Below are 22858 nucleotides of genomic sequence, written 5' to 3' on the forward strand. Positions count from 1 at the left end.
CGGGCCCCTGCGGCCTGAGGCATCAACCATGACCGACGCTGATCGCCTCTGGACCGCCCTGCAGCGCCATACGCTCGACCAGACGGCTGCATTGTCGGCGATGATCGCAGAGCGGGCGGACCTCGCCTCGGACGGGCGCTACATCTATCTGTTCGAGGAGGCCGGCGCGGCACCGGACGCAGCCGCGGTGGTCATCCGCCAGTTCGGCCGCGCGATGATCTATCTGCCGCAGGCCGAGGCATCGAAGCGCGCGGGCCAACTGGTCGAGGGTGGCTTCGAGGTCAAGGCCGGTCTGTCGGCGCTCTCCGGCGGTGCGCCCGACGTCCTCGGCCGGAGCGAGGCGTTGATGCGGAGCTTCGCATCGCCCACCGGCTTGACGCTGGCACCGCTCGACGGCGCGGGCGAGCAGGACGTCGTCGAGATCCAACAGCTGCAATTCAAGGGCGGATTGGTGCCGATGCCGCAGGACGCGATCGTCGATCCTGCGTCGTGCGGCATCGTCATACGGGATGCAAAACACCGTATCGTCGGCTTCGCCTCCCTGCTGCCGCTCGAGGCCCATGGCCGGCGGCGCGGCTGGTATCAGTTGAATGGCGTCGCGATCGACGGAGCGTATCGCGGCCGGGGCTTGGGCGCGGCGATATCCGCGAGCACTGTGATGCTATCGACCCGGCGCGGCCGCCCCACGCATTTCATCTCCAGCATCGAGGATGGCAACCAGCCGTCGATGAAGATGCAGATCGCCTGCGGATTGCGGCCTGATGTCGAGCATTCATACCTCTTCGCGCGGATCTCGCGCGAAGAGGAGGCGAGGCTCCTCGCGCCGGTGCCGCGCTGATCAGTTGACGGCGGCTTCCGCGGTGGTCTCGGCCTTGCGGCGGTCGAAGACGGTGAACCAGGCGATGCCGGCAATGACGAGCACCGTGCCGACCCAGTCGGTCGGCGTCAGCATTTCGCCCAGAATGCCCATGGCGAGGAAGATGGTGCAGACCGGCGAGAGCATGCCGATGGTGGCGTTGGCCTGCGCCGAGATGCGCTGCAGCGCCGCATTCATGAAGAAGGCGGGCAGCACGGCCGTTCCGACGGCGAGGATGATCGAGTAGATCAATACGGTGTGGTTGACCGCGAGCGCAGAGATCGGATGGGTCAGCGCGAACTGGCCGATGATGATTGCGGCCGCGCCGATCATGGCGATGCAGGTGAAGAGCTGCGGGCCGACGGTTGCGATCAGGTTCTTGGCGAACAGCTGATAGAGGGCGAAGGCGATCGCTGCGCCCAGTATGACCAGCACGCCGAAGACGACATCCTGGCCGGGCGCCGCCGTCATCTGCGTGAAGATCAGGGCAAGGCCGGCATAGGAAACGACGAAGCCGAGCAGCGCCGTGGGCTTCGCCCGCTGGCCGAAGAAGGCGACGCCAAACAGCACGACCCAGAAGGGATAGGTGTAGAGGATGAGCCGCTCGAACTGGGCCGAAATCGTCTCGAGGCCGATGAAATCGAGATAGGCAGAGAGCCAATAGCCGAGCAGGCCGACCAGGATCGACTTGACCACGAGCCCTATGCCGGGCAGCGCGCGGCCGATGCGGCGATATTCCGCCACGGTCACGATGCCGATCACCAGATAGAAGGGCAGCGAGAACAGCATGCGCAACGTCAGGATCGTCTCGGCATCGAGCCCGTGCTGGTAGACGAGCTTGATCAGGATACCCTTCGAGGCAAACAGCAAGGCGCCGATGATGGCATAGAGATAGCCGATCATCATGCTGCGCCGTGCGGCGATCGCGCTCAGAGTGTCCGCCGGGACGGCCGTGCTCGTCATGGGGCTTCCATTCGATAGGTCGTTTTGTGAAGAGGTGCTCGCCCCGCCAGCGAGGCAACACCCGGCCTGAGCTCGAATTCAGCGATATGATACAGTCACATAGCCAATCAGCTCGATCTTGGTATACTGTATATCATCGCAAGGCTGCCTTGTCATCCGCAGATCTCGCAGATGCGAAGTCATCAGGCCGGCGTGAGGATCACCAGCTTCAGATCGGGATGGCGCGCGGGCAGCAGCGTGATCTGCCGGTAGCGCAGGAAGCCGTCGACCGGATGGGTGAAGGTCCGTTCGCCGCCCTCGCGATCAACCACGGCATGGGCGTCCCAGGCCTCGGCGAAGAGCGGGCTCGCCCGGCTCAGATCGTCGACGAGCGTCCGCATCTCGGGCGCCGCGATATGCCGGCTGTAATCGGCGCGGAACTCCGCCGCGACACGGCGCGCCCTCTCGCTCCAATCCTGGATAAGCGCGCGCGCATGCGGATCGAGAAAGATGTAGCGCAGCAAATTGCGTGTTTCGCCGCCATTGAGCCAGCCGATGAAGAGACGCTCGGCCGGTGCGTTCCAGGCCAGCGCCGTCCAGGACCGGTCGATGAGATAGGCGGGCGTCGCCATCAGGCTAAGCGCATCGATCAGCCCGGCCGGGAGATCGGCCTCGGCGATTTCGTCGCTCAGTTGCGGATCGCGCTTGCCGGCGAGGTCGAACAGATAGGCGCGCTCGGCAGGCGAAAGGCGCATGACGCGCGCGAGGCGACCAAGCGCGGTGGCCGAGACGGAGACGTCGCGGCCCTGCTCGATCCAGCTATACCATGTCGCGCTGACACCACAGAGCTGCGCCAGTTCTTCCCGCCGCAGGCCCGGCGTGCGACGGCGGGCGCCCGGATCGATACCGAACATGGAGGGTTGCAGCCGCTCCCTGTGGGCGCGGACGAACTCGCCGAGTTCCTCCCGGCGCGCCTTGTCGGTCGGTGCGATCATGGAAGTGAGTTATACCAGGATAAGATTGGATCTGGTACGCGTTTATCGTTCCGGCTTACCGAAAGGGTGTGGAGCGATCATCATCACCCTCAGGATCGTCCCGTCGGAACGAAAGCCATGTCCCAGACCAGCACGCAGGAAGAACAGACCCCACCACAAGGCGTCGGCCATGATGCGCTCGTGGTGCAGCAGTTCGGCACGCAGGCGAGCGCCTATGTCGCGAGCCTGACCCATGCCGGAGGCGATGACATAGGGCAGCTCGCGGCGCTGATCGCGCCGGGCGCCAAGGTGCTCGACCTCGGCTGCGGTGGCGGCCATGTCAGCTATGCCGCCGCCGCGATCGCGGGGTCCGTGACCGCCTATGATCTCTCGTCGGACATGCTGGCGGCGGTCCGCGCCGAGGCGGCGAAACGCGGGATCGGCAACCTGACGACGGTGCAGGGACCGGCCGAGACGCTGCCCTTTCCCGATGCGAGCTTCGATGTCGTCCTCTGCCGCTATTCGGCGCATCACTGGCAGGATGTCCGCCAGGGCGTGCGTGAAGCGCGGCGCGTGCTGAAGCCGAACGGGGTCGCGGGGTTCGCCGATGCCATCGCGCCGGAAAGCGCGGTGCTCGACACCTTCCTGCAGACCTTCGAGATGCTGCGCGATCCCTCGCATGTTCGCGACTATACGGCCGCCGAATGGGTCGCCATCGCTTCGGAAGCCGGCTTCGGCCTGACCGGCGTGACACGGCGCCGGCTCTGGCTCGATTTCGATAGCTGGATCGGCCGCATGCGCACACCCAAAGTCTTCGTCGACGCGATCCGCGCGCTGCAGGCAGCCGTCTCGGACCCGGTGCGCGCACATTTCGAGGTTCAGCCGAACGGCACCTTCACGATCGACACGGCCGTGTTCGAGCTGAAGGCACTCTAGAAGCGCTTTTCCGAGCGAAGGCGACACCGGCTCGCGTGAAGGAAACCCGACAAGTCAAATAGATAGATCGTTTCGGCGTTTCCTTGAAACGCCGAAACGATCTAGAGGCGTCCGGCGCGCGGATGGGCCTTCTCGAAAACTTGGAGAAGGCGCTCCGTGTCGACGGCAGTGTAGATCTGCGTCGTCGACAGGCTGGCATGGCCGAGAAGCTCCTGGATGGCGCGCAGATCACCGCCATTCGAAAACAGGTGCGTCGCGAAGGAATGGCGCAGCGCATGCGGCGTGGCGCTATCGGAAAGACCGAGCGCACCGCGCATCTTCGCCATGGCGAGTTGGATGATCCGCGCCTTCAACGGTCCGCCCCGCACGCCGAGGAAGAGCGGGCCTTCAGGCTTGGGCTGCATCGGGGCGAGGCGCAGATATTCGGCGATCGCCTCGGCCACCACGGGCAGCACCGGGACCAGTCGTGTCTTGCCACCCTTGCCGGTCACGCGCAGCACGCCCTCGCCCGAAAGCGGCGCATCGGCGCGGCGGATGCCCAGCGCCTCGGATATGCGCAACCCCGAGCCATAGCAAAGCGCCAGCACGGCGGCGTTGCGCGCGGCAACCCAAGGTTCAGCATCGAGCTGCTCGTCGGCATCGACCACCCGGCGCGCGGCACTCGACGCGAGCGGTTTCGGCAGGGTCTTCGGCTGTCGCGGCGCCCGCATGGCGCGGAAGGCAGCCCCATTGGCGAGGCCCTCGCGCTCCAGGAAGCCCATGAAGGAGCGGATCCCCGCCAGCCCCCGCGCCAAAGTCCGCGCCCCTGCCCCCTCCTTGCGCCGGCTCGCCATGAAGGCGCGCAGATCGCCGGTCCTGAGATCGGCGAGGTCAGCGACCGTCGGCGGATTGCCGATATGCATGGTCAGGAACGAGAGGAACTGCTCCAGATCGCGCGAGTAGGCCTCGAGCGTCTTGGGCGAGAGCCGCCTTTCGCCACGCAGATGCTCGCCCCACGCCTCGATCTGGTCGAGCGTGTCGCGGGCGGCAATGACGAGCGGCGCGGCGGCGGTCATGAGCTGATCATGATGCCGGCGGTGCTTAACAAAGTCCTAACGCTCGCCAACAGCCGCGACCGGCTCGCCATAGTGCTCGACGAGCGGGAACGGCTCATAGAAATGATGCAGCAGCGCCTTCCAGCCCTGATAGCGATCCGATCCGCGAAAGCCCGGATCATGGTCGGCAACGCTCCGCCAGCGCACGAGCAGCAGATAGCGGCCGGGCGTCTCGATCGACGGCCGCACATCCATGCCGAGGAAGCCGTCGCTTGCCGCGATCAGCGGCGCCGCCTCGCGCATCGTGGCCTCGAATGCAGCCTCTTGTCCCGGCTTCACCGTAAGGAGCGCGTGCTCGACGATCATCAATCGGGCTCCTTCGGAGGCGACTGCCCCGGCATCCGGTCGCGCAGCGAATCATAGATCGGCGGATCGCGCAGCAGGGTCGGAACCAGCATAGCGGCGAAGCAGGCGGCGAGCATGGGCAAGAGCAGCGTGACGCTGCCGGTCATCTCGGTGACCAGCACGATGCCGGTCAACGGCGCGCGGACGATCCCCGTGAAGAGCGCGGCCATGCCGACCACGGCGAAACCGCGCGGCTCCAGATCGAGGCCCGGCACGAGCGCGACACAGGCGAGGCCGAAGAACAGCCCGAGTTGCGATCCGAGCACCAGCATCGGCGCGAACAGCCCGCCCGGCGTTCCGGCGGCATAGGAGGTGGTGCTGAGCCCGAAGCGCAGCAGGAAGACGAGCGGCAGCATGGCGAGCGTGCCCTCGCCGAGCAGCATGCGCGCCGTGATCGGATCACCACCGCCGACCAGGCCGGGGCCGAACCAGGCGATCGCGCCGATCACGGCGCCGATCAAGGCGGCGACGATCTCCGGCCTGTTGCCGAACCGCCCGGCGAGGCCGAGACAGGCGAGCAGCGTCCGGTTATAGGCGATGGCCATGAGACCAGATGCGACGCCGAGCAGCACATAGAGCGGCATGCTCCAGCCCGGGGCCTCCGCGAGCGCGCTGATCTCGAAATCGGGCGCATCGCCGAGGATCAGGCGCGAAACGCCGATCGCGGTGGCCGAAGCACCGAGGGCCGCAATCGCGATGCGGGGTTCGAAACGGCGGACCAACTCCTCCTGCACGAAGACGGCGCCGGCGATCGGCGCATTGAAGGCGGTGGCGAGGCCCGCGCCGGCGCCCGCGGCGAGCAGCACGCGGCTATCGGCCCAGGCGACGCGGAAGAGGCGACCGACGAGATGGGCGAGCGTCGCGCCCATCTGCACGGTGGGTCCCTCGCGGCCGAGCGCCAGACCGGATCCGATGGCCAGAACGCCGCCAAAGAACTTGACCGGGATGAGGCTGAACGTCGCGGGCGGAACACGGCCGAGCAGCACCGCCTCGACATGGGGAATGCCACTACCCGATGCGGGAGGCGCATAGGAGCGCACCAGCCAGGCGGCGAGCCACGCACCCGCCGCGCACAGGACCATGACGAGCGGCAGCCCCAAGAGGCCGAGATCATGGGCGCGCAGCACAATGCCATTGCGGAACGAATCAGCACCGTCCAGCGAGAGCCGGAAGAGCGCTCCGACCAGTCCGGCCAGGGCTCCGACAACCGGCGCGAGAATCGCCAGCGCCAGGAATCCACCCGAGCGATCGCGTTCGTCCACGTTTTCCTCCGCCGCGTTCAAGAGCGCGTTCGGCAGGCCGGAATCCGGCGAAATATGACGTTCTGGTCCATGCATGACCCTGAGTACCCCCGGATACCACCGCCGCGCGCACCTCTGCTCTTGATCACGGCGGCACAACCATCGCACAATCGACGCAAACGTCATGGTGAGCGATCGCTGGACAGATACCTGTAGCCGGTCCGCGACGCGCGTCTCTGGCTCTGTCGCTCAACATATGAAGCGAGTTCAATGAGTATCACCACCGAGCATAACGGTTACGTCGTCGTTTATTCCGAGCAGGACGACCTTTGGCGGTGCCCCCAGTTGGGGCTCGAAGCCGAAAAGCTGTCGACGCTGCGCTCGAAGATCGAGACGACCGAGACCGAATCGCGAAAGATCGATGCTCGGGCCTTCCTGTTCGACCATTCGGGCTTCTCGATCACGCCCGTCCTTGTCGTGATGGCCGATGGAGACGGCACCAGCGCCTGGGTCGTCAACAAGCTCGACAATCCCCGCAACGAGCGGCGCGAGAAGGTCGACATGAACCGTCTCGTCGAGGACACGCCGGAAAACCGCCAGCTCCTGCTCGCCTGGCGCGATGCGTCGCGGGCGGTCTATGAGGAAGGCCAGCGCGTCGCGCAGTTGCGTGATGCCATCCCGAGGATGGGGCATCACGCCAACCACAACGCCGCGCCCAAGCCCGACGCCGCTCACGTCTGAGCGGCGCTTTCCTCAGGCGCCCCGCAGGATCGTGCGGCGATAGAGATCGCGCAGCCCTTCGGAATCGACATCGACGCAGATCGTCTGCGACGGCCGGCCATCCCATGGGCTCGGCGGGAAGCCACGGCCATCCGGCTTCTGGATCGTCTGGCCGATCGCCAGCCCCTCGGTGATGACGCGGATCGCGCCGGTCCGCGTCTTGAACAGCGATGGCTGCAGCAGATAGGCGACGGCCGAGGAATCGTGCACGAAGATGTTCGGCACGCCCGACTTGTGATGAAAATCCTCGTAGAAGCGCGTGATGTCCCAGATGAAGCGCCCGGCCTCGCCGCCGTCATCCGCCAGCGCCTTGAGAAATTCGGTCGTCATGTTGGTGCGCTGCGTCACGTCGAGGCCGACCACGGTGATCGGCCAGGCGCCGCCCATGACCTCATCGGCAGCAAGCGCATCGCCATGAATATTGGCCTCGGCCGCCGGCGAGACATTGCCGAGATTGCCGAAATAGCCGAAGCCGCCCCCCATGATGACGACCTGCTTCACGAGGCCTGCGATCTCCGGATCGGCCCGCAACGCCAGCGCCAGATTGCTCATGCGGCCAACCGCGACGATCGCGATCTCGCCCGGATTGGCACGGACCGTATCGATGATGAACTGGAAGGCCGGGCGCGGGTCAGCCGTGCGGCCGACCGTGGCGGGCAGGTCGATATCGCCGAGGCCGTTCTTGCCATGGACGAAATCGGCCGGCGCGGGCGCATCGCCCAGCAGTGTCGTGTCCGGTCCCCGCGCGACGGGCGCATCGATGCCGAAGCGCTCGGTCAGATAGAGCACGTTGCGCGTCGTGGTATCGATCGACCCGTTGCCGAGCGTCGTCGTGATGCCGACGAGGTCCACTTCCGGCGCGAAATGCAGGAAGAGAAGCGCCATCGCATCGTCGACACCCGGATCGGTATCGAAGATAACCTTGATCTTGCTCATGAAAACACAGCCCTTCTGGACAATGGATCGACCGGGCCCGTTCGGCCCGGTCGCCATCTGTTCTGATTGTCAGATGTCGGATTGCTATTTGTGACGGAGTTCGCGCAGCCGCTCGTCGAGATAGGAGCCAGCGGTATAGCGCTCGGAGAGAACGACGTCGGGATCGGGCTGGAGGAAGAATGGCAGCGAGACGCGTGAGCGCCGCGCGCCATCGCCCGTCGGATTCACCACGCGGTGCGTCGTCGAGCGGTAATAGCCGCCCGAGGCCTCCTGCAGCATGTCGCCGACATTGATGATGAGCGAGCCGAAATCGGAGGGGACGTCGGTCCACTGGCCGTTGCTGTTGATCAGTTGCAGGCCGCGCTCGTTCGATGCCGGCAGCAGCGTGATCAGGTTGATATCCTCATGCGCGGCCGCGCGGAGCGCCTCCGGATCCTCGTCGCCGGTCAGGGGCGGATAGCGCAGCACCCTGAGCAGCGTGTGCTGCGGCCCACTCAGCATTTGCGGCAGGGGCCGGCTGAACTTCGCCTTGACCTCGGCCGGCGTGTTGTCCTCGATCCAGCCGAGCAGTTCGGTCGCGAAGTCGAAGGCGAGATCGAAATAGCGCCGGGCCGCGTCCGACACCTCGGCCGGATAGCGGCCCCAGGTGTAGAGATGATAGAATTCCTTCAGGTCGCGCTTGGTGTGACCCTTGGCCGTCTCCGAGATTTCCGGCGAGAAGAAGCCATCCTGCGTCTCGCGCGTGAAGGCGTATTTGTGCTTGGCGTCGTCCTGGAAGAAATCCAGCCATTCCTTGTAGATGCCCTCGACCATCGGCTGCGGGATCGGATGGTCGCGAATGACGCCGAAGCCGGTGCGGTGCAGCGAATCGGCGAACAGCTTGGGCGCGTCCGGATCCTTGTAGGATACCGAGGAAACCACGCCTTCGGCCGGCTCGATTGTCTCTTCTGCTGAATGCGTTGCCATGTCCCTGCCTCGCGATCCCTGTGGAGTGATGGGTCCGGCTTCATTCACGAGCCGTTCGACGCGCCAGTGTGTTGCCGGCAAGACGCTTGTTCAAGCGGGAACTGACTCCTCATGCCCACAAATTGACCGGGGCTAAAAAGCCCCGGCCATCAGCGCAAACGCCCGGATCCACCCCGAAGAGCGCTACCAAGCTGAGCCAGTCTGAACGGACCCGTGGGGCGCTGGGCGCCGGTCAGGGCCGGGAATAGGCGAAGAACGGCATGCCCGAGGTCATGTTCTTCGGCAGGCCGCTCGCGATGACATAAGCGACGACGGCCGTGATGACCTTGTCGGGGATGTTCTGCACGAGATTCGAGATCGAGACCGAATTGATCAGTTCGGTGCCCATGGCGAGCATGTAGGTCGTCATGAAATCCGTGCCCGAGCCGGTGACGCCGCCGAACATATAGACGACGATCGGGATCGAGACGATCGTGCTGGTGATCGTGATGATCAGGCCCGAAACGATTGCCTTGCCGAGATTGGCGAAAAGGCCGTAGCGCGCGCAGATGCCGGCGGTCAGGCCGATGACGAGGGCGACGGGGAAGAAGGCCGCGGCGACCGGATTGAAGAGCAGGCCCCAGATCAGATTGCTGACCGTGCCCACCACCGCGCCGGCGAGCGGCCCGGCGAGGATGGCGACCAGCACGGTGCCGATCGAATCCAGGAAAAGCGGCAGCTTCACCCAGGCGACGATCTGCCCGACGACGATATTGATGACGATGGCCGCGGCCATCAGCACGAGGGTCTTGGTCGTAAACTGCATGATTGTCTCCGAAGAAATAATTGCACGAGGATCGAGCGGAAAATCCGTCAAAACCAACCAATCACCGGGCCATGAACCGAGCCGGCAAAGAGCTGGAACGCGACAAATCCGGTTTCGGCGAGGACGATACCGGCCTTCGGCTACCAACAACGTTCCGGCAGATCCCAGCCCCCGCACCTGCCCGTTGCAATTACGTCATCTTCTCCGGAAGCGAGACCGCCCTCAGGCGGTCACGCTCGCCCGCAGCATGTTCATGAACCCTTCGCGCGATGCGACGTCGATCACCGTCGCGTTCGGCGCCTTGCCGAGCGCGTTCTTGCGATCGACCACGGTCTGGCCCAGCGTCGGCCCTTCCTGGTTGACCACTTCGACGTAATAATCGCCGCACTTCGTCACGAGGCTCGGATCGAGCGCGATCGCCATGGTGATCGGATCGGGCAGATCGATGCCCGGCAGGCCCGAGATCTTGGTCGAGAACTCGATCAGGCACTTCTGGATGTCGACGCAGAAATCGCCCAGCTTGCCGCCGATGCGCTTCAGCTCCGCCGTATCCTCCGGCTCGACCACCGCATAGCGACAGGACACCTCCCAGCCGCACATGACCAACTTCATGCCGGACCGGAACACCATCCGCGCCGCATCGGGATCGGCATAGATGTTGAACTCCGCCGTCGGCGTCACATTGCCGGGGCCATCGCCGATGCCGCCCATGATGACGCAATGCTTGACCGCCTCGGCGATGCGCGGCTCGCGCGCCAGCGCCACGGCAATGTTGGTGAGGGGGCCGAGCGTCACCAACGTGATCTCGCCGGGGCGGGCCAGGATCGCCTCGATCATCTTGTCGATGCCGTGGCCCTCATTCGGCACGCGGCCGGTGAGCGGCAGGCCGATATCGCCCATGCCGTCGATGCCATGCACGTTCTCGGCGTGGAAGGGCGCGCGCAGCAGCGGCTTGCCGAGGCCCACATAGACCGGCACATGCTCGGCGCCGCAGATCTCGCGCGTGTAGAGCGCGTTCTGCATCGCCTTGTCATGGCCGAGATTGCCGGCGACGACCGAAATGCCCGCAATCTCGATGCCGGGATATTTGAAGGCGATGACCAGCGCGACAGCGTCGTCGGAGCCCGTATCGGTGTCGATCCAGAGCGTCTTGGCGGCTTCGTTCAAGGGCATGCGGTCGGCTCCTGGGAAAGGTTCGATTGAGCCGGCTCTTCTTTCGGAGCCGGTGCGGCTGGATCAAGCAGTCCCTCGGTCTTCAGATCGCTCCAGAGGCCGGCGGGAACCGATTCTTCGATGGCGCTTAAATTACGCGCGATTTCAGCCGGCTGAACAGCCCCCAGCACCAGCGTCGAGATGGCGGGATGGCCGAGCGCGAACTGGACCGCCGCGCGCGCCAGCGGCACGCCATGCGACCGGCACACAGCCTCGATCTTCGCCACGCGCTCCATGATTTCCGGCGGCGCGGCCTCGTAATTGTAGCGCGCGCCGGGAACGGCGCCGGTGGCGAGAATGCCGGAATTGAAGATGCCGCCGAGCATGATGCCAACGCCCTTTTCGAGCGCCAGCGGCAGCAGCGTCGCCAGCGCCGGCTGCTCGAGCAGCGAATAACGGCCGGCGAGCAGCACGGCGTCGAAATCGCCCTCGCGCAGGAAGCGCTCGCACCAGTCATGATCATCGAGGCCGAGCCCGATCGCCTTGACGACGCCGGCCGAGCGAAGCTCGTCGAGCGCGCGATAGCCGCTATCCATCGTCTCGCGATAGCGCGACTCGACCATGTCCTCGCCCTGCGACCAGGCATCGATGTCATGGACGAGGAGAATGTCGATCCGGTCCGTGCCGAGGCGCAGCAGCGACTGCTCCAACGAGCGCATCACGCCGTCATAGGAGTAATCGAAAGCGGGCTTGTGCGGCAGGCTGCCGACGAAGCCGCGCGCCGGCGGATGCCTCCCACCCGCTGGCGCACGCGGCTGCATCACCCGGCCGATCTTGGTCGAGATGACGATGCTGTCGCGCGGCACGGTTCGAAGCGCCGTGCCGATCCGGTGCTCGGCCAGTCCGTTGCCATAGTGCGGCGAGGTGTCGACCAGCGTGATACTGGCGGCGAAGGCCGCCTCGACCGTCGCAATCGCGGTCTTCTCGTCGAGCTTCTCGAAGAAATCGCCGAGCGGTGCCGAACCGAAGCCGACGCGGGAGACGGTAATGCCGGAGCGGCCGAGGGGAACCAGCGGAAGCGGCTTTGCCATGCCTATCTCCTGAACTGCAGGTAGAATGCATAGCGCTGCGGCAGCACGAAATCCGGCTTGTCGAATCCGAGCGTCAGCGCCGCGCTATAGGCGAAATTGGAATCGGCCAGCATTTCGCGGCCGAGCGCAACCAGATCGGCCTGACCGGACGCGATGATCGCCTCCGCCTGGTCTGGCTCGGTGATGAAGCCGACCGCCATGGTCGGGATCTCGGCCTCGCGCCTCACCCGTTCGGCAAACGTGACCTGGAAACCCGGGCTCTCGCTGATATGGCCGGGATTGGTGCGCACCAGAATGCCGCCGGCCGAACAATCGACCAGGTCGACGCCGACAGCCTTCAGCGCCTTGGCGAGCGCAACGGCATCGTCCAGCGTCAGCCCGGCATCGGGCACACGGTCGATGCAGGAGGCGCGATAGAAGAGCGGCATGTCGTCGGGGATCGCCTTGCGGATCGCCGCCGCGACCTCGACGGAGAAGCGCATGCGGTTTTCCGCCGAGCCGCCATATTGATCCGTCCGCTGGTTTGAAATCGGCGAGACGAAAGAATGCAGCAGGTAGCCATGCGCGCCATGGATTTCGACGAAATCAAAGCCGGCGGCGACAGCCCGTTTCGCTGCGGCCACGAAGGCCTCGGTGATCGATGCGATCTCGTCGGTGTCGAGCGCGTGCGGGACGGGCCATTCCTCGTGATAGGCGATCGGCGACGGCGCCACCGTCTGCCAGGCGCGCGGATCATCGACCGGCAGCGCCCAGCCGCCATCCCAGGGCGGCGTCGAGCTGCCCTTGCGGCCGGCATGGCTGATCTGGATCCCGATCGCTGCGCCCTCACGATGGTAGGTGCCGACGATCCTCGACAGGCCCTCTATGTGCCTGTCGTCCCACAGGCCGAGGCAATCCGGTGTGATCCGGCCCTCGGGCAGGATGCCGGTCGATTCGACCAGCGCGCCGCCGACACCGCCGAGCGCAAAGCGCGCATGATGCTCGAAATGCCAATCGGTCGCGAAGCCATCCACGGCCGCATATTGGCACATGGGCGAGACGACGATCCGGTTCTTGAAGGTCACGCCCCTGATGCTGAACGGCGTAAAGAGAGATGTCATACTTGATTCCTGTTCGGCACCGATCCCGCACCACGCACCGCCGTCATCCCGGGCTTGACCCGGGATCCATTCAGCTTCCGCCGCCTGGTGGATGAATGGGTCCCCGTTTCCGCGGGGATGACGGAGAGCGGGTGTTGATGACGCTTGGAAAGACGAACCGGATGGCTCATCCCTCCGCTCCCGGGAAATATTCGAGCTCGAAGAAGGCGCCGCCGGGGGCTTGGGCATAGATCGAGCGGCCACCGGGAAAGCTGATCGGCTCGCCGAGGATGCGCGCGCCGTTCTCGACCACGATCGCGACCGCCACATCGAAATCCGGCACATGGAAGCAGACATGGCCCGCCCCCGGCCGCCACGGCACGCTGTCACCCTCGGGGATCGCATCGACCTCCGAGCGGAAAGCGATGAATTCGAGCACCATGGCGAAGCTCGCGCTCCTCATCTGCACGAAATCGCAGACGAGGCCGGGCTTACCCGTCAGCTTCGCAATGTCATCCGCCATGCCGCGTTCGAGGAAATCGATCTCGAAGCCGAAGACATCACCAAAGAAGCGGACAGCCGGATCGATGGCGCTCACCGTCAGCGAGGCGTGATGCCACCGGATGTCCGCGCCGGAGAGAAGGCCTGCCATCAGAGCGCCTCCAGGAAAGCGCGCGCCGCGAGGCCGTGCTCATGACGTAACCGGGCAATGTCGACGCCGACCGGCGCGCCGTCGACGACGCGCCAATCACCGCCGATCATGACGCGATCAGCGCGGTGGGCGCCGCAGAGCACGAGTGCCGCGAGCGGATCGCCCGCGCCGGAGAAGCGCAGCTCGTCGAGCGTGAACAGCGCCAGATCCGCCTGTTTGCCGACAGCGATGGTGCCGATATCCTCGCGGCCGAGGCATTTCGCCGAGCCCTCCGTGGCCCAGCGCAGCGCATCGAGATGGGTAACCTCGGACGCGCCATAGCGCAGCCTGCCGATCATCAGCGCGTGGCGGACACCCTCCATCAGATTGGAACTGTCATTCGAGGCCGAGCCATCGACGCCGAGACCGACGATCGCGCCGGCTTCCTCCAGTTCCTTGGTGCGGCAGATGCCGGAGGCGAGCACCATGTTCGAGGTCGGGCAATGGCAGACGCCGATCCGATGCTTGCCGAGCCGCTTGACCTCCTCATCGTTGAAATGGATGCCATGGGCGAGCCAGACGCGCTCGCTCATCCAGCCGACTTCCTCCAGATAGTCGAGCGGCCGGCAGCCGAAATGGGCGAGGCAATATTCGTCCTCGTCGAAGGTTTCGCCGAGATGGGTGTGCAGGCGGCAATCATATGTCTCCGCTAGTCCCGCCGTATCGATCATCAACTGCTTGGTGACGTTGAACGGGGCACAGGGCGCGAGCGCCACGCAACTGAACGCGCCCTCGCGGCGGTCATGATATTTTGCGAGCACCCGCTCGCAATCGGCGAGCACTGTGTCGTAGTCCTGCATCAGCCGCTCATCGGCGATGCCGCCGCTCTTCGAGCCGAGATTGATCGCGCCGCGCGTCAGCGTGATGCGCATGCCGAGCCTGGCCGCTTCCTCCGCCTCGATGTCGACGGCATCCGCCATGTCGGCGGCGAAGACGAAGAGATGATCCGACGCCGTGGTGCAGCCCGACATCAAGAGTTCCGTCAGCGCGACGCGAACCGCGAGGCGGAAGCGATCGCGGTTCAGATGATCACCCCAGAGCGGATAGAGCGTCTTGAGCCAGGGAAAGAGCTCCTTGTTGATCGCGTCCGGATGGGCGCGGGTCAGCGTCTGGAAGAAATGATGATGCGTATTGACGAGGCCGGGAATGATCGCGTGGCGCGACGCATCGAAAACCTGGTCGTAAGCCGACTCAGGACCGCCCGGCCCGACCAGCTCGACGATGCGGCTGTCCTCGACGACGAGCCCGCGCTCGGCACCGTCGGCCATCACGGCGATCGGGTCTTTCAGCCAGGTTTTCATGAAGGGCTCCTTCTGAACCCGCCCCTTGCGGGCGGGTTAAGCGGAGCGTGCGTCACCGGCACGATGGCACTCAAGACGCTTCCCCCACCGCATAGCCCAGCACCGCCTTCACCTCCAGGAACTCCCGCATGCCGTGCTCGCCCAGTTCGCGGCCATTGCCGGATTGCTTGTAGCCGCCGAAGGGGGCGTTGAAATCGAAGGGCGGGTTGTTGATGAAGATGCGGCCGGCGCGGATCCTGGAAGCCACGTCGCGGGCATGCTGCAGATCACGCGAATAGACATAGCCGGCGAGGCCGTAGAGCGTGTCGTTGGCGAGCCGGATCGCCTCCGCCTCGCTCTCATAGGTGAGGATCGACAGAACCGGCCCGAAGATCTCCTGCCGCGCGATGGTCATGTCGGGATCGACATCGGCGAAGATCGTCGGCCGCGTGTAGAAGCCGCGATTGAGCCCGCTCGGCAGGCCCGGACCGCCGGCGATGAGCGTCGCACCTTCGGCAATGCCGGCCTCGATCAGGCCCTGCACCTTGCGATACTGCCCGCCATAGGCCTGCGGGCCCATCGTCGTCGTCGACAAGGTCGGGTCGCCGACCACGACCGACGCCGCCACCGCCTTCGCCCGCTCGATCACGTCGGCCTGCTGATCGCGATGCACGAACATGCGCGTCGGCGCGATGCAGGACTGGCCGGAATTGATGAAGCAGCGCTTCACGCCATCGGTAATCGCGAGGTCCATATCGGCATCCGGCAGCACGATATTGGCCGATTTGCCGCCAAGCTCCTGATGCACGCGCTTGACCGTCTCGGCCGCGTCCCTCGCAACCTGGACGCCGGCGCGCGTCGAGCCGGTGAACGACACCATGTCGATATCCGGGTGCGCCGAGATCGCGTGACCGACCTCTGGTCCAGTGCCGTTGACGAGGTTGAACACGCCGGGCGGCACGCCGGCTTCGTCCATCACTTGCGCCAGGATCAGCGCCGAAAGCGGCGAGACTTCGCTCGGCTTCAGCACGACCGTGCAACCGGCGGCGAGCGCCGGGGCGAGCTTAGTGACGATCTGGTTGAGCGGCCAGTTCCACGGCGTGATCAGGCCGCAGACCCCGATCGGCTCATGGGTGATGAGCGTCGGCCCCTTCAGCGTCTCAAACGCGAAATCCTTGAGGACGGCGGCCGCATCCTCGAAATAGATGATCGACGACGCGGTCTGGATATCCCAGGCGAGCCATTTCGGCGCGCCCATCTCGGCCGTCACGGCAGCGGCGAGGTCGGCCTGCCGCGCCTTGAAGCGCTCCACGATGCGGGCGAAGAGCGCCAGCCGTTCGGCGACGCTGGTTGCGGCGAATGCGGGAAAGGCGGCGCGGGCGGCGGCCACGGCGCGGTCGACATCGGCCGCGCTGCCGAGGCTGATCGTGCCGGCCGGCTCTTCCGTCGCCGGATTGATCACGTCATGCAAGCGGGGGCTGACCGGGTCGACCCATGCGCCATTGATGTAGAATTTCGTCGTATCGCCCAAAGGCCGCACCTCAACCACCACTACCAGCCTCTTGTCCAATATCCGCGACGAGCCGCTCGGCCGCCGCGATCACCGCGTCCTGATGCGGCTGCAAGGCCTGATAGGCCATCGCCTCGATCATGGGCACGAATATGTCCTCGACCGTCCCCTTCAGGCCCGAAAGCTGCTCGACCACGGCGAGACCGTAGAACGGCACTGACGGGCGATGATAGCCGCCTTCATGCGTCAGCAGCAGCCGCCCACCGCAGAGCGTGTCGGCCGCCTCCATCACCCGACGCGTCATGCCGCGAAACGCATCCGAATGCAGCATCATCCGCGCCTGCGGATCATAGGCGCCGGCGTCGAAGCCGCAGGCGACGATGATCATGTCCGGCTTGAACCGGTGCAGCGCCGGGATCACGACCCGGTCCATCACCGCCTCATAGGCGCCGACGCCGGAACCCGGCGGCAGCGGCACGTTGAGATTGGCGCCGAACCCGGCCCCTGCCCCGCGCGCATCGATCGGGCCGGAACGCGGCGGATAGGCGCCGTCCTGATGGATCGAAAGGGTGAAGACCGACGGGTCCTCCCAGAAGATCTGCTCGGCGCCATTGCCGTGATGCACATCCCAATCGACGATCGCGATCCGCTTCAGCCCGTGCTTTTCCTGGGCATGACGGGCGGCGAGCGCGCCGTGATTGAACATGCAGAAACCGAAGCCGTGCTCGCGAACGGCATGATGGCCGGGCGGGCGCACCAGCGCATAGGCATTGGCGATCCGCCCCTCGACGATCGCATCGACCGCCTCCAGCATCCCGCCGGCCGCGAGAATGCCGATCTCGAAGCCGCCAGGGCCAAAGGGCGTATCGCCGCCAAAGGCGCCGAGGGATGCGTCGCCACCATCGCCGGCCGAGAGCTTTCTCAACGCGCGGAGGTAGGCCGGCGCATGGACGCGCGTCAGCTCTGCGTCGGTCGCCGGCCGCGGCTTGACCCATGCGAGCTGTTCAGTGAGGCCCGCGACGTCGAGCAGGTTCTTGATCCGCCGCTTGCTCGCCGCGCTCTCCGATGGCTCGTCCGGCTCGACCACGCCGCGCCCGGCCTTCAGGAAGCCGGCGAGCAGGTTCGTGTCGTGCCACATCAGCAGCTCGTGCCAGACGAGGCCGGTGGGGAGGCGGCTAACGGATGCAGACATCATGGGTCTAGTGCGGTCTCCGGTCATTTAGCCTCCGTCATGGCCGCACTTGTTGCGGCCATCCACGCCTCGCTTGCAAGGCCGGCGCATCCGTGACGTCGAAAGCAAGTCGTGGATGGCCGGGACAAGCCCGGCCATGACGGCTGCTATTCGGACGCTTCGCGGATGTCCGTCACGACCTCACATCTTCCCCAGATGCTTCGCCGTCGCGTCGAGCGCCTCGCGTGCTATGTCGAAGACGGTGTCGAGCTGGTCCTTGGTGATGACCAGCGGCGGCATCAGGCTCATCGTGTCGCCATTGGCGCGGAAGGCGAGGCCCCGCTTCATCGCCTCGGCGCTGCAATAGGGGCCGATATGCTCCTCATAGAGGTAGGATTCGCCGGTCTTCTTGTCCTTGACGATCTCGAGCCCGCCCATCAACCCGACCGAGCGCACATCGCCGATCAGCGGATGATCGACGAAGGTCTCGAGCTTGGCCTTGAAATAGGGCACCAGCTCGGCCTTGGCGTTCTCGACGATCTTCTCCTCCCTGAGGATGCGGATGTTCTCGAGCGCGACGGCGCAGCAGGCCGGATGGCCCGAATAGGTGTAGCCATGCGCCCACTCGCCGCCGAGGCCGATCAGCACATCGGTGATGCGGTCGGAGATGACGCAGGCCGAAAGCGGCAGATAGCCCGAGGTCAGACCCTTGCCGAGCTGCATGATGTCCGGGACGAAGCCGTAATGATAGCAGCCGAACCAGTCGCCGGTGCGGCCGAAGCCGCAGACGACCTCGTCGGCGACCAGGAGCACATCGTATTTCCGGCAGATCCGCTGCACTTCCGGCCAGTAGGTCATGGGCGGGCAGATCGCGCCGCCGGCGCTCTGGGCGGGCTCGGCAAAGAAGGCCGCGACATTTTCGGGCCCGATCTCCAGGATCTTGTCTTCGAGCCAGCGCGCGGCGACGACGCCGAAATCATCGGCCGTCATGTTGGCGCCGTGGCGATACTGGTAGGGCGTGTTGATGCGCGCAATGCCCGGCAGCGGCAGGTCGCCGCCGGCATAGTGCATCGGCGTGATGCCGGAGAGGCTCGCCGCCATATGGGTCGAGCCGTGATAGGCGAGTTCGCGCGCGATGATGACGCGCTTTTCCGGCCGGCCGACCAGATCCCAATATTTGCGGATCAGGCGGACGGCCGTCTCGTTCGCCTCGGAGCCGGAGGACTGGAAGAACACATGGTTCAGTCCCTCGGGCAGCATCGAGGTGAGCGTATCGGCCAGTTCGACGGCGGAGCGATGCGTCGTGTTGAAGAAGGATTGGCAATAGGAGAGGTCGAGCATCTGGTCATAGACGGCCTTGGCGAGCTCCGGCCGACCATAGCCGATATTCACGCAGCCGAGGCCGGAGAGGCCGTCGATGATGCGGTCGCCATTATTGTCCCAGACATAGACGCCCTCGCCGCGCACCGCGACGCGCGATCCGGTCTTGGCGAGGTTCGCATGATCGGTGAAGGGGTGCAGGTAATGTGCGCTGTCGAGCGCCTGCCAGCCTGCCGTGTCGAGTTCCTTGAACGCCATCTCTCACCTCGAAGATCGTTCGGCATGGTGCGCCGATATTGACCGAAGTGATGCGGGTTTTGCCGTGCGGCGACCATGACGCCGCACGCGCAAAAACTTGGCTCTGCGTGCGAAGCATCGACGGGGATAACGAGCCCACCCCCTCCCCGAATGGGCAGGCCCGAAGACGCTCACATGGCCCGCGTGCTGCTGAGCATGTGGGCGAGGTGCTCACTGACCGAAAGCGGCGTGAATTTCGGCAGTTCGCCGGGCGCGAGGCAGGTCGGGATCGTCTCCGAGACATAATCGCCGCGACCGTCGAAAAAGAACGGGATCGAATAACGCTCGCGACCGGAGCGGTTGATGACGCGGTGGGTCGTCGAGCGGTAGAGGCCGTTGGTCCAGCGCGGCACCAGATCACCGAGATTGATGATGAAGGCGCCGGGAATGGGTGGCGCGTCGATCCAGCCATCGTCGCCGTCCTTGACCTGCAATCCGCCGACATCGTCCTGCAGCAGGATAGTGATCGCGCCCCAGTCCGTATGGGCGCCGGCCCCGCGCGCATCCGCGCCGGCATTGGCCGGCTGTGGCGGATAGTGCAGGAGCCGGAGGGAGGAAATCGAATCGACGAAGCAGGGATCGAAATAGTCCTCGGCCACGTCGAGCGACAAGGCGAGGCAAGCCATGATCCTATGGGCGAGCGCGATCATCGCTGCGCGATAGCCTTCGATCTCGGCGCGCCACGCATCCATGCCCTCGGGCCAAAGATTCGGCCCATAATGCGACAGGCCGGCAAGCTGCGGGTCATCCGCCGGCAGTTCCGTGCCCATCATGAAGGCCTCTTTGCGGTCGGCCTGGGCCCCGGCTTCCAGCCTCTGTCCCCCCATCCGCTCATAGCCACGGCCGCAATTCGACTGGCTCTTGTCGATGGTGAGCTTCACCGCCTCGGGCAGATCAAAGAATTGACGCGCCGCCGCCAGCACGCGCTCGGTCTGATCCGCGGTGACACCGGTATGGCTCAGATAGAAAAAGCCATTCTCCAGGCAAGCCGCGCGGACGTGGCGCGCCACCGCCCGACGGGATTCGATATCCGCCGAATACATGCCGGAAAAATCGATGATGGGCAGTTCGGACATTGCTCTTCTCATGCGCCAGATAAGGGTGGAAACGAGGAGGACGAACGACGCCTGCCACTCACGCGGATTATCGCCGTCGGGACCGGCCCTGACAGCCGACCGGGCAAACCCTTCACGATCTCGGCGCTCTTCGATAGAGCCGAATTCCGCTCTGGGCGTACACAAAATTCGCGCGCCGACCTGGCGCCCGATCCATCCTGGCGGCTTGCGCTACAGCATGAACATGAACGCCCTCAGTTCACCCGCCCGTTCCGGAACGCCCTCGGCCCCATGCCGTATTGCCGGCGGAAGGCGCGGCTGAAATGGGAGATGTCCTTGAAGCCACGATCGAGCGCGATGGTGCTGATCGGCAGCGCGCGCTTCAGCGGATCGGCGAGATCGCGGCGGATGCGATCAAGGCGCTGCGCCTGGATGAAGCGGGCGACCTGCATATCCTCGGTCTCGAACAGTTCGTAGAGCGAGCGCAGCGAAATGCGGTTGGCGCCGGCAATCTCGCGCGGGTCGAGATCGGGATCGTCGAGATGGGCGAGAATATAACGCTTCACCCGTTCGAGCTGCGAGAGGCGGCCGGGCGAGGCGGCAGCGGGCGCATCGGCGCCGAGCAGCGCCGTCGCGAGCAGGTCGAGCAGATGGGCCTCCAGCCGGGAGGCGATCGGCTCGGGCAGAGCTTCCGGCGCATCGCAGAGGCCGGCGGCCAGATCATAGATGAAGCGACCGGGAATGCCGGAGGCCGGAACATGCCGCGCCACGAGCGCATCGGCATTGGGCAGCCTTTCGCGGAGAGCGGCGCGCGGAACCTTGAGCGAAAGCTGGCGGTAGGGGCCATCGAACCGCATCGCATAGGGCTTGCGGCTGTCATAGAGCACCATGGAGCGCGGGCCGGTCACGACATCGCGCCCGTCCTGCGAAAAGGCGCCCTCGCCCTCGACCTGGATCGTGGCCTCGAACCAGCGATCATCCTGCCCGCGGATCTCGCGCTCCGAACGGGTGACTTCCAGGCTGGTCGAGACGATGTCGGCGAGCGTCACCTCGCCGATCCGGAGCCACGAGACCTGCCCATAGAAGCCCTCATAGCTCGGGCGGGCGAGGCGCGTCGGCGGAAACAGGCTGTTGGTCGCCTCGCGCCAGTAATCGAGCCGTTCGCACGGGGGCACGAGATCCGTTGAAAGACCCTGCCAACCGCCTGCCATCTCGATCATGCCGCGCTCCGCCTGTCCCGCCCAACATCACCATGGCCGGGCCTGGTCGGGCAATAGACCCGCGCCCGGCCGACCCGGCGTCACGTCTCCAGAATGTCGCCCTCGAACAGATCCTCCGGCTTGAACGCCGTCGTGACCAGACCGTCTTCCTGCATATAGCGGATGATGATCTCGAGCATCGCCTTGTTCTTCGCGAAGCCCACTGGCCAATAGTCCTTGCCGAGCCGCTTCTCCGCGAAAAGCAGGCTTTCGAGCTGCCAGGGCAGCATGGTGGAGAGCGCCACGGCGTCATAGAGCTTGGCGCGCGCAATCTCCTGCGCCTTGGCGAAGGCCTCGAACACGGCACGCGCGAGGCCGGGATTGGCCTCGGCGAGCGGGCGCTTGATCGCTAGCACATGCATGGGCGGGAAGATGCCGGTCTTGTCGAAATAAGCGAGTTCCGCCGGCATCGGGTCTTCATAGAGGCGGGCAACCGTCGGCGACGGCCAGGTGGAGGGCGCACGTGCCGTATAGAGCGCGTCGATCTCGCCTTCGGCCAGAAGTTGCGCCAGGCTCTTGTCGAGCCGTTCCTCGTGCTTGAAGCGATCGGGATAGAATTGCGGATGCTCGTCGCCCGTGCGTGGCACTTCGAGCCCGCCGGCGACATAGATCGGCGCCGTTCGCGGCAGGTCGTGGTGATCCTCGAAGATCCCGCGCAGCCACACGGCGGCGGCCATGTCGAACACCGAGATGCCGATCCGCTTGCCCGCCAGATCGGCCGGCTTCTCGATGCCCTTGGTCGTATTGATGAAGACGCTCGAATAGCGGAAATGGCGCGAGGGGAAGATCGGCACGGCGAGATAGGGCCGGTCGGGGCGCTCCAGCGTTCTCAGATAGGTCGCGAGCGGGAATTCGCAGCAATCGAAGGAATGCTTGGTCAATTGCTGATTGAAGAGCGCCTGCACGCCCATGAAGGTGACATCGGCCTTGACGCCCTCGATCGCGACTTCGCCATTGGCGATAGGCCGCGTCCGGTCGCTGTCGCTGACGCCGATCTTCAGAACCAGTTCGGTCATTCACAAACTCGCTTTCCAACTATCACCCGAATGCTCCAGCCTTTCCGTCATCCCCGCGAAAG

General features: G+C 65.3%; 22 protein-coding genes. 3 read left to right on the forward strand and 19 right to left on the reverse strand.

Translation table 11 applies throughout. The annotated features are described in order from the left end of the window. Positions 1–28 precede the first annotated feature (28 nt). On the forward strand, positions 29–838 hold the full coding sequence (locus QO014_RS06455) for a GNAT family N-acetyltransferase (protein WP_266347855.1): 810 nt from the start codon (positions 29–31) through the stop codon (positions 836–838). Here QO014_RS06455 and QO014_RS06460 read toward each other — a convergent pair whose 3' ends face one another. Both QO014_RS06460 and QO014_RS06465 read right to left on the reverse strand, forming a co-directional pair. Beyond that, positions 839–1819: a DMT family transporter gene (locus tag QO014_RS06460; RefSeq protein ID WP_266347856.1), complete on the reverse strand. Its 981-nt coding sequence runs from the start codon at positions 1817–1819 to the stop codon at positions 839–841. Positions 1820–2001: 182 nt separating this feature from the next. After that, positions 2002–2793 (reverse strand): helix-turn-helix transcriptional regulator, encoded by a 792-nt coding sequence (locus QO014_RS06465; RefSeq protein WP_266347857.1) that lies wholly within the window; start codon positions 2791–2793, stop codon positions 2002–2004. A gap of 117 nt (positions 2794–2910) precedes the next feature. Here QO014_RS06465 and QO014_RS06470 point away from each other — a divergent pair, with 117 nt between their 5' ends. Beyond that, on the forward strand, positions 2911–3708 hold the full coding sequence (locus QO014_RS06470) for a class I SAM-dependent methyltransferase (protein WP_266347858.1): 798 nt from the start codon (positions 2911–2913) through the stop codon (positions 3706–3708). Between the two features lie 101 nt (positions 3709–3809). On the opposite strand, the gene QO014_RS06475 is transcribed toward QO014_RS06470, so the two are convergent. Genes QO014_RS06475 through clcA form a run of 3 tightly spaced genes read right to left on the reverse strand, consistent with a single transcriptional unit; the run spans position 3810 to position 6409 of the window. Continuing rightward, positions 3810–4763 (reverse strand): tyrosine recombinase XerC, encoded by a 954-nt coding sequence (locus QO014_RS06475; RefSeq protein ID WP_266347859.1) that lies wholly within the window; start codon positions 4761–4763, stop codon positions 3810–3812. 36 nt (positions 4764–4799) lie between these two features. Next, positions 4800–5108, reverse strand: a complete 309-nt coding sequence (locus QO014_RS06480) for an antibiotic biosynthesis monooxygenase family protein (protein ID WP_266347860.1) — start codon at positions 5106–5108, stop codon at positions 4800–4802. Further along, on the reverse strand, positions 5108–6409 hold the full coding sequence (gene clcA / locus QO014_RS06485) for a H(+)/Cl(-) exchange transporter ClcA (protein WP_266347861.1): 1302 nt from the start codon (positions 6407–6409) through the stop codon (positions 5108–5110). Before clcA ends, QO014_RS06480 begins: the two co-directional genes overlap by 1 nt. A 249-nt stretch (positions 6410–6658) precedes the next feature. On the opposite strand from clcA, the gene QO014_RS06490 reads away from it, so the two are divergent. Then, a complete protein-coding gene (locus tag QO014_RS06490; protein ID WP_266347862.1) occupies positions 6659–7129 on the forward strand; it encodes a hypothetical protein in 471 nt (156 codons plus the stop codon). Positions 7130–7141: 12 nt separating this feature from the next. Here QO014_RS06490 and QO014_RS06495 read toward each other — a convergent pair whose 3' ends face one another. The 14 genes from QO014_RS06495 to QO014_RS06560 all read right to left on the reverse strand — a co-directional run bounded on the left by QO014_RS06495 (position 7142) and on the right by QO014_RS06560 (position 22796). After that, positions 7142–8104, reverse strand: a complete 963-nt coding sequence (locus QO014_RS06495) for a nucleoside hydrolase (RefSeq protein WP_266347863.1) — start codon at positions 8102–8104, stop codon at positions 7142–7144. Positions 8105–8188: 84 nt separating this feature from the next. Next, positions 8189–9070, reverse strand: a complete 882-nt coding sequence (locus QO014_RS06500) for a 2OG-Fe(II) oxygenase family protein (RefSeq protein WP_266347864.1) — start codon at positions 9068–9070, stop codon at positions 8189–8191. Positions 9071–9302: 232 nt separating this feature from the next. Continuing rightward, the gene (locus QO014_RS06505) at positions 9303–9875 is read right to left on the reverse strand and encodes an ECF transporter S component (protein WP_266347865.1); all 573 of its coding nucleotides are present in this window, start codon (positions 9873–9875) and stop codon (positions 9303–9305) included. Positions 9876–10097: 222 nt separating this feature from the next. After that, positions 10098–11048, reverse strand: coding sequence for a nucleoside hydrolase (locus QO014_RS06510; protein ID WP_266347866.1), 951 nt, complete (start codon positions 11046–11048; stop codon positions 10098–10100). After that, entirely contained in the window at positions 11039–12118 is a 1080-nt protein-coding gene (locus QO014_RS06515) for an aldo/keto reductase (protein ID WP_266347867.1), read from the reverse strand. Before QO014_RS06515 ends, QO014_RS06510 begins: the two co-directional genes overlap by 10 nt. 2 nt (positions 12119–12120) lie before the next feature. Further along, a complete protein-coding gene (locus QO014_RS06520; protein ID WP_266347868.1) occupies positions 12121–13218 on the reverse strand; it encodes an NADH:flavin oxidoreductase/NADH oxidase in 1098 nt (365 codons plus the stop codon). A gap of 166 nt (positions 13219–13384) precedes the next feature. Continuing rightward, the gene (locus QO014_RS06525; protein ID WP_266347869.1) at positions 13385–13849 is read right to left on the reverse strand and encodes a VOC family protein; all 465 of its coding nucleotides are present in this window, start codon (positions 13847–13849) and stop codon (positions 13385–13387) included. After that, complete coding sequence (locus QO014_RS06530; RefSeq protein WP_266347870.1) at positions 13849–15189, reverse strand: 8-oxoguanine deaminase; 1341 nt, start codon at positions 15187–15189, stop codon at positions 13849–13851. Before QO014_RS06530 ends, QO014_RS06525 begins: the two co-directional genes overlap by 1 nt. A gap of 70 nt (positions 15190–15259) precedes the next feature. After that, a complete protein-coding gene (locus tag QO014_RS06535) occupies positions 15260–16708 on the reverse strand; it encodes an aldehyde dehydrogenase family protein (protein ID WP_370877116.1) in 1449 nt (482 codons plus the stop codon). Position 16709: 1 nt separating this feature from the next. Next, entirely contained in the window at positions 16710–17873 is a 1164-nt protein-coding gene (locus tag QO014_RS06540) for a histone deacetylase-like amidohydrolase (RefSeq protein ID WP_266347872.1), read from the reverse strand. 177 nt (positions 17874–18050) lie between these two features. Then, a complete protein-coding gene (locus QO014_RS06545; protein ID WP_266347873.1) occupies positions 18051–19427 on the reverse strand; it encodes an aminotransferase in 1377 nt (458 codons plus the stop codon). A gap of 170 nt (positions 19428–19597) precedes the next feature. Next, positions 19598–20542 carry an isopenicillin N synthase family dioxygenase gene (locus QO014_RS06550; RefSeq protein ID WP_266347874.1) on the reverse strand — a complete coding sequence of 315 codons (945 nt, stop codon included), beginning with the start codon at positions 20540–20542 and terminating at the stop codon, positions 19598–19600. Positions 20543–20775: 233 nt separating this feature from the next. Beyond that, positions 20776–21741 (reverse strand): AraC-like ligand-binding domain-containing protein, encoded by a 966-nt coding sequence (locus QO014_RS06555; RefSeq protein ID WP_266347875.1) that lies wholly within the window; start codon positions 21739–21741, stop codon positions 20776–20778. Between the two features lie 80 nt (positions 21742–21821). Next, positions 21822–22796 carry a substrate-binding domain-containing protein gene (locus tag QO014_RS06560; protein WP_266347876.1) on the reverse strand — a complete coding sequence of 325 codons (975 nt, stop codon included), beginning with the start codon at positions 22794–22796 and terminating at the stop codon, positions 21822–21824. Positions 22797–22858 lie beyond the last annotated feature (62 nt).

This window comes from Kaistia dalseonensis, assembly GCF_030814715.1.
Taxonomy (GTDB): domain Bacteria; phylum Pseudomonadota; class Alphaproteobacteria; order Rhizobiales; family Kaistiaceae; genus Kaistia; species Kaistia dalseonensis.

Excerpts from the sequence above, each read along its gene's own strand:
- QO014_RS06510 (WP_266347866.1), bottom strand. The coding sequence starts at position 11,048 with ATGCCCTTGAACGAAGCCGCCAAGACGCTCTGGATCGACACCGATACG.
- QO014_RS06465 (WP_266347857.1), bottom strand. The coding sequence starts at position 2,793 with ATGATCGCACCGACCGACAAGGCGCGCCGGGAGGAACTCGGCGAGTTC.
- QO014_RS06525 (WP_266347869.1), bottom strand. The coding sequence starts at position 13,849 with ATGGCAGGCCTTCTCTCCGGCGCGGACATCCGGTGGCATCACGCCTCG.
- QO014_RS06500 (WP_266347864.1), bottom strand. The coding sequence starts at position 9,070 with ATGGCAACGCATTCAGCAGAAGAGACAATCGAGCCGGCCGAAGGCGTG.
- QO014_RS06505 (WP_266347865.1), bottom strand. The coding sequence starts at position 9,875 with ATGCAGTTTACGACCAAGACCCTCGTGCTGATGGCCGCGGCCATCGTC.
- QO014_RS06480 (WP_266347860.1), bottom strand. The coding sequence starts at position 5,108 with ATGATCGTCGAGCACGCGCTCCTTACGGTGAAGCCGGGACAAGAGGCT.
- QO014_RS06545 (WP_266347873.1), bottom strand. The coding sequence starts at position 19,427 with ATGGCGTTCAAGGAACTCGACACGGCAGGCTGGCAGGCGCTCGACAGC.
- QO014_RS06550 (WP_266347874.1), bottom strand. The coding sequence starts at position 20,542 with ATGTCCGAACTGCCCATCATCGATTTTTCCGGCATGTATTCGGCGGAT.
- QO014_RS06495 (WP_266347863.1), bottom strand. The coding sequence starts at position 8,104 with ATGAGCAAGATCAAGGTTATCTTCGATACCGATCCGGGTGTCGACGAT.
- QO014_RS06515 (WP_266347867.1), bottom strand. The coding sequence starts at position 12,118 with ATGGCAAAGCCGCTTCCGCTGGTTCCCCTCGGCCGCTCCGGCATTACC.
- QO014_RS06490 (WP_266347862.1), top strand. The coding sequence starts at position 6,659 with ATGAGTATCACCACCGAGCATAACGGTTACGTCGTCGTTTATTCCGAG.
- QO014_RS06555 (WP_266347875.1), bottom strand. The coding sequence starts at position 21,741 with ATGATCGAGATGGCAGGCGGTTGGCAGGGTCTTTCAACGGATCTCGTG.
- QO014_RS06560 (WP_266347876.1), bottom strand. The coding sequence starts at position 22,796 with ATGACCGAACTGGTTCTGAAGATCGGCGTCAGCGACAGCGACCGGACG.
- QO014_RS06470 (WP_266347858.1), top strand. The coding sequence starts at position 2,911 with ATGTCCCAGACCAGCACGCAGGAAGAACAGACCCCACCACAAGGCGTC.
- QO014_RS06460 (WP_266347856.1), bottom strand. The coding sequence starts at position 1,819 with ATGACGAGCACGGCCGTCCCGGCGGACACTCTGAGCGCGATCGCCGCA.
- QO014_RS06475 (WP_266347859.1), bottom strand. The coding sequence starts at position 4,763 with ATGACCGCCGCCGCGCCGCTCGTCATTGCCGCCCGCGACACGCTCGAC.
- QO014_RS06530 (WP_266347870.1), bottom strand. The coding sequence starts at position 15,189 with ATGAAAACCTGGCTGAAAGACCCGATCGCCGTGATGGCCGACGGTGCC.
- QO014_RS06455 (WP_266347855.1), top strand. The coding sequence starts at position 29 with ATGACCGACGCTGATCGCCTCTGGACCGCCCTGCAGCGCCATACGCTC.
- QO014_RS06540 (WP_266347872.1), bottom strand. The coding sequence starts at position 17,873 with ATGATGTCTGCATCCGTTAGCCGCCTCCCCACCGGCCTCGTCTGGCAC.
- QO014_RS06520 (WP_266347868.1), bottom strand. The coding sequence starts at position 13,218 with ATGACATCTCTCTTTACGCCGTTCAGCATCAGGGGCGTGACCTTCAAG.